The sequence below is a fragment of the Leptolyngbya sp. FACHB-261 genome, assembly GCF_014696065.1.
Taxonomy (GTDB): domain Bacteria; phylum Cyanobacteriota; class Cyanobacteriia; order FACHB-261; family FACHB-261; genus FACHB-261.
Map to the genome: position 1 here is coordinate 138053 of NZ_JACJPL010000015.1, position 13151 is coordinate 151203.

General features: G+C 53.3%; 15 protein-coding genes. 8 read left to right on the forward strand and 7 right to left on the reverse strand.

All coding sequences use genetic code 11. The annotated features are described in order from the left end of the window. Positions 1-495 precede the first annotated feature (495 nt). Positions 496-1698, forward strand: a complete 1203-nt coding sequence (locus tag H6F94_RS06825; protein WP_190801468.1) for a Crp/Fnr family transcriptional regulator — start codon at positions 496-498, stop codon at positions 1696-1698. Here H6F94_RS06825 and H6F94_RS06830 read toward each other — a convergent pair. After that, positions 1695-2564, reverse strand: coding sequence for a DMT family transporter (locus H6F94_RS06830; protein WP_190801469.1), 870 nt, complete (start codon positions 2562-2564; stop codon positions 1695-1697). The two genes, H6F94_RS06825 and H6F94_RS06830, sit on opposite strands and share 4 nt — an antisense overlap. Before the next feature lie 68 nt (positions 2565-2632). Between H6F94_RS06830 and H6F94_RS06835 the strand changes: the two genes are divergently transcribed. Further along, positions 2633-3529 (forward strand): EamA family transporter, encoded by an 897-nt coding sequence (locus tag H6F94_RS06835; protein ID WP_190801470.1) that lies wholly within the window; start codon positions 2633-2635, stop codon positions 3527-3529. A gap of 75 nt (positions 3530-3604) precedes the next feature. Here H6F94_RS06835 and H6F94_RS06840 read toward each other — a convergent pair whose 3' ends face one another. The 3 genes from H6F94_RS06840 to H6F94_RS06850 form a co-directional block, all read right to left on the reverse strand. Next, positions 3605-4270, reverse strand: a complete 666-nt coding sequence (locus H6F94_RS06840; RefSeq protein WP_199320254.1) for a hypothetical protein — start codon at positions 4268-4270, stop codon at positions 3605-3607. Positions 4271-4462: 192 nt separating this feature from the next. Continuing rightward, a complete protein-coding gene (locus H6F94_RS06845) occupies positions 4463-4876 on the reverse strand; it encodes a hypothetical protein (RefSeq protein WP_190801471.1) in 414 nt (137 codons plus the stop codon). A 187-nt stretch (positions 4877-5063) separates the two neighbouring features. Then, positions 5064-5546, reverse strand: a complete 483-nt coding sequence (locus tag H6F94_RS06850) for a chlorophyll a/b-binding protein (RefSeq protein ID WP_190801472.1) — start codon at positions 5544-5546, stop codon at positions 5064-5066. A 263-nt stretch (positions 5547-5809) separates the two neighbouring features. Here H6F94_RS06850 and H6F94_RS06855 point away from each other — a divergent pair, with 263 nt between their 5' ends. The 4 genes from H6F94_RS06855 (at position 5810) to H6F94_RS33525 (ending at position 7610) form a co-directional block, all read left to right on the forward strand. Further along, positions 5810-6478 (forward strand): HAD family hydrolase, encoded by a 669-nt coding sequence (locus tag H6F94_RS06855; RefSeq protein ID WP_190801473.1) that lies wholly within the window; start codon positions 5810-5812, stop codon positions 6476-6478. Between the two features lie 76 nt (positions 6479-6554). Next, positions 6555-6761 carry a ChaB family protein gene (locus H6F94_RS06860; protein ID WP_190801474.1) on the forward strand — a complete coding sequence of 69 codons (207 nt, stop codon included), beginning with the start codon at positions 6555-6557 and terminating at the stop codon, positions 6759-6761. A gap of 217 nt (positions 6762-6978) precedes the next feature. Then, a complete protein-coding gene (locus H6F94_RS06865; protein WP_190801475.1) occupies positions 6979-7218 on the forward strand; it encodes an antitoxin family protein in 240 nt (79 codons plus the stop codon). Continuing rightward, complete coding sequence (locus H6F94_RS33525) at positions 7215-7610, forward strand: type II toxin-antitoxin system VapC family toxin (protein WP_190801476.1); 396 nt, start codon at positions 7215-7217, stop codon at positions 7608-7610. Before H6F94_RS06865 ends, H6F94_RS33525 begins: the two co-directional genes overlap by 4 nt. Before the next feature lie 579 nt (positions 7611-8189). On the opposite strand, the gene H6F94_RS06875 is transcribed toward H6F94_RS33525, so the two are convergent. Genes H6F94_RS06875 through H6F94_RS06885 form a run of 3 tightly spaced genes read right to left on the reverse strand, consistent with a single transcriptional unit; the run spans position 8190 to position 11934 of the window. After that, positions 8190-8636, reverse strand: coding sequence for an FxLYD domain-containing protein (locus H6F94_RS06875; protein WP_190801477.1), 447 nt, complete (start codon positions 8634-8636; stop codon positions 8190-8192). Positions 8637-8687: 51 nt separating this feature from the next. Continuing rightward, positions 8688-11720 (reverse strand): PAS domain S-box protein, encoded by a 3033-nt coding sequence (locus H6F94_RS06880; protein WP_190801478.1) that lies wholly within the window; start codon positions 11718-11720, stop codon positions 8688-8690. Beyond that, entirely contained in the window at positions 11659-11934 is a 276-nt protein-coding gene (locus H6F94_RS06885; RefSeq protein WP_190801479.1) for a hypothetical protein, read from the reverse strand. The genes H6F94_RS06880 and H6F94_RS06885 overlap by 62 nt, the downstream gene beginning before the upstream one ends. A 42-nt stretch (positions 11935-11976) precedes the next feature. Between H6F94_RS06885 and rpiA the strand changes: the two genes are divergently transcribed. Both rpiA and H6F94_RS06895 read left to right on the forward strand, forming a co-directional pair. Beyond that, the gene (rpiA, locus tag H6F94_RS06890) at positions 11977-12690 is read left to right on the forward strand and encodes a ribose-5-phosphate isomerase RpiA (RefSeq protein WP_190801480.1); all 714 of its coding nucleotides are present in this window, start codon (positions 11977-11979) and stop codon (positions 12688-12690) included. A 30-nt stretch (positions 12691-12720) separates the two neighbouring features. Continuing rightward, positions 12721-13104, forward strand: a complete 384-nt coding sequence (locus H6F94_RS06895) for a nuclear transport factor 2 family protein (RefSeq protein ID WP_190801481.1) — start codon at positions 12721-12723, stop codon at positions 13102-13104. Positions 13105-13151: the final 47 nt, after the last annotated feature.

Here is a 13151-nt window from a genome sequence, read left to right on the forward strand (position 1 = left end):
ACCATACATGATTAGAAGCGTCTCATATGTACGCTAACGTTCTCTACAAGGTATCAAAAGCTCTGCTATTCGTACGTTACCGTACACAAACAACCAGCTTTTTTAATAAAAAGCTTCATAGGTGCATTAACGTACCGATTTAATTTGAGTTTATAGACACAATTAGAAGAGTAACGATCTAGCTGTAGACTTAGCTGCCAGTTTTGAGAGCGTGAACTCTACCCCAGTTCACAGTAACTAGCCAAAAGACAGAGCTAAAAAGTTACAGCTAAGTGCGTAGGGTGCTATCCCTTAAGCTAACCATACAAAAACGGTTTAATCATGACCAAGATGAAAAGTGGGTTTTAGCGCCCTGCATACAGAAATACAGGTCAACGAAAACAAACATGGCCTGAGGTGCGAGGTTGTCCGTAGCCTGCCGGTAAAGAATGGCAGGCACATATTTGTGTGTCCTTTTTGTGCGTCAAAGTTTTTAAGCGTCAGGGAAATCAGCAAATGACAGCTAGAACGAGATTAGAAACTTTTGATCGACAAATTCAGTTGATGCATGGACAGTTAGCTGAGCTGTGCGAACAGGCTAGCCAAACCTCTATACAGCAACCCAGTCGATTGCCCCTTGTCTTTAGAAACTTGGGGATTGCCTCAGAAAAATTGCAAGTTGTTGCCGAGGGTCTGTGCCAGCAGAACGAGAAGCTGCTAAAGGAAAACGAAGAACTGGCAACAGCTCGGCAAGCCGCAAACGCCGAGCGTCGGCAATACCGAGAACTGCTTGAATTTGCCTCGGATGGATACTTAGAGACAACTAGCGAAGGCGTGATCCAGAGCGCCAACCGAGCCGCAGCCGCGATCCTAGCAATCCCGCAGCAGTCCTTGGTCGGCAAGCGCTTGTTCAGCCTGGTGCAGGAGACCGAAAGCTGGACCTTCCGCTCTCAAGTGCTCCACACTGACTGGACCGAGCCGGTACGCGTGTGGCAGATCCGTTTGCGCGCTGGCAATGGGCGCGTCTTTAATGCCTCACTCACGGCAACCGCGATCTGCAACCCCTTGGGCCAGCCAGGTGACCTGCGCTGGTTGGTCCGCGATGTCACCAGTTGGCACGACAGGCAAGCGCCAGCGATCCAGGAGCCGGAAGCCGAAGAGCAACTGGCGCAGACCTATCACAAAGGCGAGGCGATCCCGATCAAGCCGCAGATGGTTTGGCAGGTCAAGCAAGGTTTAGTCAAGCTAACCACCCTGGCCAGCAAGGGCGAAGAAATCTTGGTTGGCTTTGCCGGACCCGGCATGCCCTTTGGCTCTGATTTGACCTACCTGCCGATCTATCAGGCGATTGCCCTTTCAGATTCTGTGCAGTTGGTCAGCATGTCCCAGTCCGAAATCGACGCCTCACCCGAGGCATCGCGTCGGTTCGCCTCTCAGATGAAGCAGCGGCTACAGCAAGCCGAAGCTCTGCTCGCAATCTCTGGGCAGATCCGCGTCTCCGAGCGCTTGCAGCATCTTTTGATCTGGCTAAAGCGGGAAGTCGGTGTACCCGTGGCTGAAGGCACGCGGCTCAGTGTTCGCCTCACCCACGAGGACCTAGCGAGCGCTTGCTGCACCACGCGAGTCACGATTACCCGAGTGCTGGCCAAACTCCAGAAGCAGGGCAAGGTCAGTCTCGACGCCAAGCGTCACATCATCCTCAAAGCAGGCAACTTCTAAGCCGTTTCAACACCAAGTTCACCTCGGGCTAGGACCATAACGGCCAGAAGAATCAGCAGTCCACCTAGCAACCTCAAGGGTGTAATTGCCTCGGCCAGCACCAAAGCTGCCAGCATCACCGTGACCACTGGTTCTAAGGTCGAGAGCATTGAGGCATTGGTTGGCCCGACCCGCTCCAGACCAGCCAAAAGCGCCACAATTGCCAGGACAGTTGAAACCAGAGCAATTCCCAAGATTGCAGCCCAACCCACAGCCGTAGCGGGAAACTGTGCGCCTTGCACCGCCACCAAGCCACCAAAGACGACCGCAGCCGAGGCCATGATCACGCTGGAAGCAGGCACCGCAGCCACCTGTTTCAGCAGCCGGTCTCCCGCTAGCAGGTAGACCGAATAGATTAGGGCAGAGGCAATTCCCAAAGCAATTCCCAAGGGGCTGCCGCCCTGATTGGGGCCAATGGTCAGCGCCGTACCCACCAACGCCAGAGTGAGGGCGCTGATTTTAGTTTTGGTCATGCGCTCCTTCAGCAGCAGCGCTGAGAGCAAGGTCACGATGGCTGGATACAGGTAGAGCAGCAGGGCTACTAAGCCAGCTGATGCCAAAGTCAATGCGGTAAAGTAAGCCAGAGATTGCAAGACAAAGCCCAGCCCACCCATCAGCACTAAACCCAGCAGCACTCGACCACGCGGCCAAGCCAAATTGCGGCTCCCCATCACCAGCACCATGCAGACCGCAGCAATGGCAAAGCGCAAGAACAGGACTGTGGTTGGGTTGGCGCCTGCGTCATAGGCTATACGCGCCAGAATCGGCATTGTGCCAAAGGCCACCCCCGACCCAGCCACTAGCAAAGCACCCCAAAATCGCTGCATGCACCCTCCTGGCTGAAACCTCTGTACGGGTAAACCCCTGCTCCCAAATTCTCTCTCCCCGCTTGCTTATGTCGCCTAGAGACGTCGCCCTCGCGGTCATGACAATGGCCATTTGGGGCTTCAACTTTGTCGTGATCAAGGTCGGTCTCGACAGCTTTCCACCACTGCTGTTTTCCGCCTTGCGTTTTGCCCTGGCGGCTGTACCGCTGGTTTTCTTTGTCGGTCCGCCACGGGTGGCTTGGCGCTACATCATCGGCATTGGCCTCGCCTTGGGGGTTGCCAAGTTTGGGCTGCTGTTCATTGGCATGTCAGCTCTGCCGGTTTGGGGTGGCATGCCCGCAGGTCTGGCCTCCCTGGTGCTTCAGGCCCAAGCTTTTTTCACGATTCTGTTCGCTTCGGTCACGTTGGGCGAGAGGCCCCGCCTGTTGCAACTGATTGGCATGGGTGTTGCCTTCACTGGCATTGGGTTGCTGGCAGTGGAAGCTGGACAGAGTGGCCCCATCCAGGCCATCGGTCTCACTGTGCTGGCCGCGGCCTTCTGGGGAGTCTCGAATATTTTGATGAAACGCGCCAACCCACCCGATGTCTTCCGGTTGATTGTTTGGGTCAGCATTGTGCCGCCGCTGCCGCTGTTTGCCCTTTCCTGGCTTTTTGAAGGGCCAGCCCAGATCTCTAGTGCCCTCACCCACATCAGCTGGCGCGGCATCAGTGCTCTAGTTTATATTTCCTTCCTGTCCACTGTGGTCGGCTTTGCAATTTGGGGCCGGTTGCTCAGGCGCTACAAAGCCAACCTCGTGGCTCCGTTCTCGCTGCTCGTGCCCATCTTCGGTTTACTCTCCGCCGCACTGGTTCTCAACGAGCAATTGAGCCCGATCAAAGGCATTGCCGCACTTCTGGTGCTGGCTGGGCTTGGCCTCAATGTCTGGCAAGGTCGCCCAGTCAAGCAGGCAACCCGTCCTGCTTAGACCCGGATTTCTAATTTCTCTAAGCCCTTCTCTTAGCCGTGAGATAGCAGTGAGACTCAGCAGTAAGAGAAGTACTTAAGAGCCAATGAAGCGGTGATTGCGCCACAGCCAGACCAGAAAGAGCCCAGTCACTAGGCCGTAGCCTGCCCAACCTGAGCCATAAGCCACAGCCGTTGCCAGTTCGTCAGCTAGGTTGCTGCCTGCCGCTCTCGCTAGCGGTTGACAGGCCACAGCACAAACGGTTGCCCCCACGCCGCCCTGGACTGCACCGCCCAGCGCACTGGCCAGGATCCACTCGCCCGACGGTTGCAGGTGACGACGCAGAATCAGCCATTGGCCAACCCCTAGTAATGCCGTGGGGATGGGCCGTGTCAACACGTTGAGCCAGAACACGCCCGAGCCCCCCAGCGCCGTGAGTCGGTCGATTAGCGGGTCGAGCACACCATTGACCATAATCGACAGGGTAATGCCCACAAACCAGCCCAAGCCAGTGGCCACAATCCACCAGATCGCCGGTCGGAGCAAGCGGGGCAGAAGCAATTGCAGAACCAACCACTGAGCAGTACCCAGCACGAAGCCGGTTAGGACCAGCGTTGCAAAAAACTGGAGCCCTCCGCCTTCCAAGGCACCAACCACCGCCCCTGCAACAGCATTGGCGACGACCCAAACCAACCCCAGAGCTAGGCCCCTGTAACCGCCCTGTCTCTCGCCCTGTCTCTTGCCCTGCTGCCGCTCAGCCACACACTGCTCCCTGCGTCCCTACACTGGCCTTTTCTACTAGCCTTTCTCAAACAGCTCTCAGACCAGCATAGTCGTCAGCCTTGGCTCAGTGAATGCAGGAGTGAATGAAGGTCGAATTTGAAGCGGATTTGACATAGCTAAACTTCAAGTCAAATCAAGTCGAACCTTCGAGCCAAACCTTCAAGCCAAACCCTAATAGTCAAATTCCTGGCCAGCCAACCGATTGCACAGGTACTCAGTCAGGTCTCGGTAGCTCTTTGGGATCGAGGCGTCCCAAAAGATTTGAGTCTCTTGTCCCCGGAACACCATAATCTTCTTGCTGTCAGGCCTGGGTCGCAGTTCTAAGTAGTGCCAGACAAAGCAACCTTTTTCCGGTTGGCTGAAGTAGACATAGACATAAATCTCTTCCAAAGCCGCAATCAGTTTTAGCTCTGCCCGCAGTTGCAGAATGTCGGCTGGGTCAGTGAGCGTGGCCTCTGGCTCTGGGCTCCAGGCGGTGAACTTGACTGCATCTAAAGCCCATTCCGTCGAATCGATCAGCGACTGGGAGTCCTCGAATAAAAACGAAGCGATATTGGTTTTGAGATCTTCAACGAGGTCACGCATTGAGGGTCTCTCTCGAAGCGTTTTTTGCTACCTAAACTTTTACCACCTAAAACTCGGTGAGCTGGCAGTTCCGGGATGTCCCAGAGCTACCAGCTCAATCGTATATTTAGCTACCAAATAGCGACTGACAAAACAGGGTTTGCAGGGCTTAAACGCTTAACTTACTGCGTAAGTTAAGCGCAGTGACTTATGCCAAGTGCAGCAGGTCGCGGACCACGCTGTAACCAGCCAAATCCCACAGGAGGTAAGCAACGAAACCGATCATTGCGAAACGGCCATTCCAAAGCTCTTGCTGACAGTTCCAACCCAAAATCCAGGCGTTACGGCTGTGGGCAGGATCCAAGGGGTCAACAGCGGTTTCAGCATTAGGGGTCATGCTGGGGATGATGAAGCCAAGCGCACCCAACAATACGACAACAGCCAGCACCAAGGAGCTAGGAATAGCTTGGGCATTGCCGGTCAGTTGCAGGATGTCACGGGCGACGCTGTAGCCTGCGAAGTCCCACAGCAGGTAGGCCGTGAAGCCCAGCATGGCAAAACGGCTGTTCCAGATCTCGGCTTGGGGGGTCCAACCAAAGCGAACGGCATTGCGGTCGTAGGTGGTTGTCAGTTGATCAGCGTTGCTGATTGCGGGAGAAGTTTTAGGTTGAGTTGGAGATTTAGTAGCCATGTTAGTAACTCGCAAATAGTGTGACGGCTTGTTATGTCCCTATCCTATTAACGGGACCCACCTGCTTTGTCTGCCTATGGGTACAACTACGGAATGTCGTGCCAACTACGTTTTTTGATTTTAAAAAAGGCGTCAATTGCTAAGGTGATCCTTCTAAAGATAGGCGGCAGAGGTTAAAGCGCTTCTTTAGCCTTAGATTCGTGAGCGCTTTGCAGAATTTTCAGAAAAAACGCCAAACTTATGGCAGATAAAAATCAATTCTGATGCGTTATCTTGCCCTGGCTTCTGATTACGATGGCACCCTTGCGACTGACGGCCAAGTGGAGGAGTCAACCCTGGCAGCACTAAGACGTCTGCGTGATTCTGGACGTCAATTGATTCTGGTGACGGGGCGACAACTAGATGATCTGTTGCGGGTCTTTGCTCAAGTCGATCTATTTGATTATGTAATTGCTGAAAATGGGGCACTGCTCTACTCGCCAGTGACTCGCCAGGAGAAGCTGCTGAGTGAGCCATCACCCAAGGTGTTTGTGCAGAAGTTGCAAGAGCGAGGCGTTGAGCCGCTGTCGCTGGGGCGGGTCATTGTGGCTACCTGGCATCCCCATGAAACGACTGTGCAAGCAGTCCTCAATGAGTTGAGTCTGGACTGGCAGGTAATTCTCAATAAAGACGCAGTGATGGTTTTGCCTGCTGGGCTCGACAAGGCCGCTGGTTTGCAAGTTGCCCTGAAGGATTTAGCGCTGTCCGCTGATGCTGTGGTGGGCGTGGGCGATGCCGAGAATGATCAGGCGTTTCTAGATCTGTGTGGCTACTCGGTGGCAGTTGCCAATGCCCTACCCATGCTCAGAGAACACTGCGATTGGGTGACTGAGGCAGCTCGTGGTGCAGGGGTTGTGGAGCTGATTGAGAAGCTGATTACCTCAGACCTCTAAGGGGGCCGAATAAGAGGTCGAAGCGCGATGAAGACTAATGAAAACCCATTAACAAACGTTGCTTGGAGAATTCACCATGCCTTATCAAGAACTCGATGATTTGCCGGATGCTGTGAAAGATCACCTGCCCAAACATGCGCAGGAAATCTTTCTAGCTACGTTCAACCACGCGGAGGAGGAATACGCCGAAGAAGAACGCGCCTTTCGCGTGGCCTGGAGTGCGGTCAAGCGCGACTACGAAAAAGGTGATGACGGCGAATGGCACAAAAAAAGTGAACCTTGAGTGAATCCTGAAGGCAGACAAGACCCCAAACACACAGTCTTGAAACACTGCTCTAGAAGTAAGGCCAGAAGTAAACCCAGAAGCGAGAAAAGTTAGCCCACCCCCTGGGCTACTAATCCAATTGCATGAGTAGAGGGCAGCTCAGGGCAAAGGAGCATAGATACCACTCCCTGCCGAGCTGCCTTATATTCAAACTGAGACCCCAGGGAGACGAGCGATGACGACAACGATTCAAGCAGTCTACGAACAAGGTGTCCTTCGTCCCACTCAGCCAATTAAGTTGGCGGAAGGAACCAGAGTTGAAGTCATTGTCATCGTCAAAGAACTAGAGGAAAACGATAGGAGCCCTGCGCAAATTCTGGCAGCAATTGCAGCCCTACCCTCTGAGAACGACGATACTGAGTTTTCAGGGCAAGACCATGACCAGGTTCTCTATGGTGAATATGGCGAACCATGATTTTTGTAGACACTAGTGCCTGGTTTGCCAGTGTCATGCAGTCGGACGCTAACCATAAGGCCGCATCTCTCTGGCTCAGTCAAAACTCTCAACCTCTCCTGACTACTGATTACGTTGTGAATGAGACACTGACGTTGCTGAGGACGCGAAGACAAACTCCACGAGCACTTGCTCTAGGAGAAGAGTTTTTTGCAAGCACGCTTGCTCAGATTTATTATCTGAGCGAGGCTGACATACAACAAACCTGGCAAGTCTTCAGTCAATTCTCAAATAAGGAATGGAGTTTTACAGACTGCACGAGCAAAGTAGTCATGACGAAGCTCAATATGACTGAAGCCTTTGCCTTTGACCAACACTTTCGCCAATTTAGTTCTATCAGTGTTGTTCCTTAGTATTCTCAAGCCAGAGCGCCTTCAAGCTACAGGTTAGGGCTATACAAACAAAACTTGCTTTCGCAGCTTATTAAGCTAGATTACAAAGCTTAGCTTGTGTAGCTAAATTTAGGCTGTCGGGGCACTTGCTCTTTCTCTGGCGGGCTCTTGCGGGTACTACTTACTATTGTGGATCCAGCAAGTTGCAAGCAAGCCTAAAATCGTGCGTGAATTTACAGATTCAGTCACCCAAAATCTTTAAACGAAATCTTACAAGACTCCTCCGAAATCAAAGAACGCTGTCCTGGAATCTTGAAACACTCCTCCGGAATCTTGAAACACTTCTCCGGAATCTTGAAACGGACCAGCGAAATCAAAGAACGCTCATCCGAAATCAGAAAACACTCCTCCAATTCAAGCTTCCGCTTACCTAATTCAGCCTGCCGAACGCAGTAGGGGCGAGATTTCCTCGCCCTTTGAGCCATCTATCCCACCCATTAAGCGAATTGACGTAACCTCAAAAAACTAAGGGCGAGGAAACCTCGCCCCTACCGGGATTTGCTGTATTTGCAGCGTCAATTAGGGTGAATTAATGATGGCTCATTCATCTTGCATGTAATCCAAGCGTCGCACCGCACCCACAAAACCAGCCGCCTTAAACTGCTTCAATTGCAGAGGCGTCGGTTGGTTCTTGGGAACCGTAATGCGTAGCTCAAACGTACCTTCGCCCGGAGGCACCTCATCAATCGAACCCAGGCGAGTGCGGTTCTGCATCACCGAATCACCATTGGCATCGTAGATCCGGCCAAAGATATCGGCATTGGTAATTGGCTTACCAGTTTTATTAGTCGTCTTACCTGTGACGATGAAGCAACTCGCAGCCACCGAGGTACCACTGCTCACCGTGCCCGCCGCAACCTCCGCAGGGCACTCATGGTAAGAAATATCCGATAAAGGCACCTGCACCGTTGCAAACGCTGGTTTGCTCCAAGTCACCAACACCAGCACCAAGGCCACAGCCAGGCTCACAAGGGGTCTGAAAGACATAAAGATTGGCTGAAAATGAGCAGTACCATACACCTTAGATCATTTCGGGGGCTAATCAAACGCCCGTCCCGTCCCCTTGGCATACTTCTGCAACGGCAGCAGAACCTTAAAAGTGCTGCCCTGATTCGGCTGAGTCTCAACCGTAATCTTGCCGCCGTGATGGTGCACAATTTGACGGCACAAGTGCAGGCCCAAGCCAATCCCTTTAGGCCGTTGCTTAGAGGGACCCAACTGGTTAAACAGCTCAAAAATAGCCTCTCGGTGCTCAGGCGCAATCCCAGGTCCCTGGTCTCGCACCGCTACCAGCGCATAAGCACCTTGACTGCTAAGGGTCAGCTCTACTCGTCCCGCAGGTGGACTGAACTTGGCAGCATTGTCTAGCAGGTTCACAACCACCTGGACCAAGCGCTCGCCATCCCCCCAAATCTGCAACCCAGGCTCCGGCAGCGAACAGACTAAGCTGAGACCAAACCGCTCATAAAGCGCTTGAGTAGCCAAGACCGAACGGGTCAACACCGTATTCAAATCAACCAGTTCATCCTGCCAGCGATAAGTGCCTGCATCGAGCTGCGAGAAATCAAGCAGGTCATTGACCAAACGAACCAGGCGCAGCGATTCCCCGTGAGCCAGTTTGACTACCGTTTCAGCCTTGGCAGGCAGCTCCGGCAGCATCAGATTGAGCGCATCAAAAGCGGTATGCAATGTCGTAATCGGCATGCGAATCTCGTGACTAACCGTCGCCACCAATTGAGACTTGAGCTTCTCCAAGCGGCTGAGATTAGCGTTGGTAACCTGCAACTCCCGGTTGGTTTGCTCCAGCGCTTCGGTCCGCTTGCGCTCGGTAATGTCCCGCTGAATCGACAACCAGTGGGTATACCAGCCCTCAGCATCAGCAATAGGAACAAGGTTCAACTCGACCCAGAACTCACTGCCATCTTTGCGATAGTTGAGCAGCTCGACCGTTGCTGGTTGCCAGGCTTCAAGTGCCACTCGCAGCCGGTCCAGTTCGCGCCGGTCAGTCCTCAAACCTTGGAGGAAGCGGGGCGACTGACCCAATGCCTCCGCCGCCGTGTAGCCAGTTATCTTGGTAAAAGCTGAGTTGACGAAGAGAATGCGGGGACCCGGTGGATCGAGCGGTTCAGCCTCAGTAATCAGCACCGCATCAAGGCTTTGCTCGACCGCTCTTTGAAGCAAGCGCATCTGCTCCTCAGTCCGTTTGCGTTCTGCTTCAAGCTGCTTGGCGGCAGTGATATCACGCCCCACACATTGAACTTCGATCAGGTGCCCCTGTTCGTCAAAAATTGCTCGGTCCGTCCAGTGCTGCCAGTGGAATTCGCCATCCGCTCCTAGAACATAATGCTCGTAGGTTGAGGCAGGCTGCCCCGAACTGAGCGTTGCAACATAAGCCCGGACGGCAGCATGCTCCTGCTCGGGAATGAATTGCAAGAAACTCTGTCCGAGCAAACTCTCAGAAGACCGATCAAAGTAACGGCAGTAGACTTCATTGACAAAGGTCAGCGTGGTATCAGGCAAGTAGCGACAGATCATTTCAGTCTGCTCTTCAACAATGGCCCGATAGCGAGCTTCACTCTGGCGCAGAGCCTCTGCCGCCTGCCGCCGCTCTGCTTCGAGCTGCTTTGCTGCACTAATATCGCGCCCCACACTTTGAATTTCGAGTAGGTGCCCCTGTTCGTCAAAAATTGCCCGGTCAATCCACTGCTGGCAGTAAAGCTTGCCATCTGCTCCCAGAACCTCGTGCTCATAGGTTGATACAGGCCGTTGGGGATTGAAGCTGGCAATGTAGGCCAAAAGTCCCGCACGCCCCTGCTCAGGTACAAATTGCAGGAAACTCTGTCCCAGCAAACTCTCACGAGGCTGACCAAAGTAACGGCAGTAAGATCCGTTGACAAACGTCAGCGTGGTGTTAGGCAAGTAACGGCAGATCAGCTCACTCTGATCTTCCACAATGGCCCGATAGCGAGCTTCACTCTGGCGTAGGGCTTCCTCGGCTTGTTCACGGTCAACAATCTCTTGCTTTAATTGCTGATTAATCGCTTGGGTCAGCTTCGCTTGCAGCAGAGCTTCCTCCGCTTGCTTGCGCTCAGTGATATCGATACTGACTCCCAAAATTCCTCGAATCTCATCGCCTTGGCGAACTGGAGCGAGGATGCTGAAGAAGGTCCGCAGTTCACCACGAACTGGATAAACTGCTTCATCCCACACCACTTCTCCGGCCATCGCTCGACGGTGATTGTTTTGCCATTGGACGGGAGTTTCTGACGGTTTGCCTTCCTTTTCAGAGCCTCCAGTCAAATCGCCCCAGTGCTCCAAGTCAGACGCATTTTGCAGAAGATACCGACCCTTGACATCGCAAACCCAGCAATCAAATGGCAAGTTCTCAACCAGAGTAAGTAGGCGCGCCTCACTTTCTCGCAGCGTATCTTCCAGCCTCTGACGCTCTGTTTGCTCCTGCCGCAGTGCTGTCTGGAGTTGCAGCTGTTGGCTCTGCTCCTGTTCAACTTCTGCCTGCGCCTGGCTCAAAACCCGTTGGCTCTCAGCTTGAATAAAGGCAATACCCGCTAATTCAGCTAACTGTTTAAAGTTGCTAATTTGCGCCCGCGTGCAGTGGAGCGGTTGGGCAACTTGAAACAACCCCAGCAACCCAACAAGTTGCCCTTTTGCAAAAATGGGAACTAGCAGATAGCCCCGATACTCCAGATCAAGCGGCAACTTCAACTTTTGAGCCTGCTGCCGATGGCCCTGGAGTTGGTCTCCTTTCAGCAAATGCCGGTCGCCCATCTGGTCGCTCACATGGAGCACCTGACCCTGAAGCAACCGGGCATAGCCCGGCCAAGGCTTTAGTTGGTGCAAGTGACAGCTAAAACCTCGCCAGGGAGGCGAGCATTCTGGGTTGTGGGCCTCCCAACGCAACAGCCATTGCTCTGCTTCCAAACACCACAACGTGCAGCGGTCAACCTTTAGCGCCTGATATAACTCCTCAGTTAGGGTCTGGAATAGAACATCAGGTTCTTCGCCACGATTCAGGGCAGCACTCAAATAGCGAGTACAGGTCTTCAGGTTCATTGACCTCACGTTTAATCTCACCGCTCACACCGTACTGAGGGGCAAAATGCACCGTAGTCTTTTGATTCGCAACCCTAACCCCGCACAGCTCTAGCTTGTCATCGATTGCAGTTAACAGGTCGCGCACGGTGTACCCAGCTTTATGCGCATCTCCTATAAAGCCTATAAAGCCTGTCCGTGAGTATTTGTGACGATAACGCCGGAAATTCGTCATAAACTGGCTCTGGAATCCGCGAGTGGGAATGCGAGAACCTTTATGACCGAAGCTGCCGACCAAACTAAGCTGCTCAAACAATTAGTGGGCCAAGCTGCTGCTGAGCGGGTGCAATCAAATACTGTGCTTGGGCTAGGAACCGGCTCCACCACCGCCTTTGCCATTGCCACCATCGGTGAACGGCTGCGCTCCGGTAGCCTCACCAACGTCCGAGGGATTCCCACTTCGTTTCAAGCATCGGTGTTGGCAAAACAGCATGGCATTCCGCTGATTACGCTGGATGATGTTGACTCGATTGACCTGGCCATTGACGGCGCTGACGAAGTCGATCCGCAACTGAATTTGATCAAAGGCGGCGGCGCTGCTCACACTCGTGAAAAAGTTGTCGATGCCCTTGCCAAAGAGTTCATCGTCGTTGTGGACCAATCAAAATTGGTGGACCGGCTGGGCTCTACTTTTGCCTTGCCAGTCGAAGTTTTACCAATGGCAGTCGCACCAGTGACTCGTGCCCTTATAGCCCTGGGCGGTAAGCCGGACTTGCGCATGGGCATTAGAAAAGACGGGCCAGTGATTACTGACCAAGGCAACATGGTGTTAGATGTAACATTTGAGAACCTTTCCGACCCTGCTGAGTTGGAGAAGACAATCAACAACATTCCTGGCGTGCTCGAAAATGGCTTGTTCATTGGTTTAGCTACTATCGTCCTAGTAGGCGAAATCAAGGATGGCCAGCCCGTCGTGCGCCAGATTCCCTAACCGTTTCTCACCCTCTTTTAGCGCTCTGTGATGGATCTAAGCACCGAAGCTGCCGTATTACAGGCCAACCAATCGTTCTACCGGGCTTTTGCTGAGAAAGATATCGAAGCCATGACCGAGATTTGGTCCAAAGGCAGCTCGGTGCGTTGTATTCATCCAGGCCGGACTTCGACGCTGCGCGGTTGGCCTGCAGTGCGACAGTCTTGGGAGCAGATTTTCCGCAACACAGACGACATCAAGATTGACCTGGAAGACGTGATGCTGGAGGTCTACGAGAATATTGCGCTCGTCACCCTAGTCGAAAATATCCAGCAGTCGGTCGAGGGTCGGTCGGGCCGCTTCCGCACCAGCGCCACCAATATTTTTGAGCAACTAGCAGGCCGCTGGTATCTGATTCACCATCACGGCGGCTAAAGCAGGGGGGTTGCAATTAGAAACCTCAAACTTGTAGGGGCAGTCCT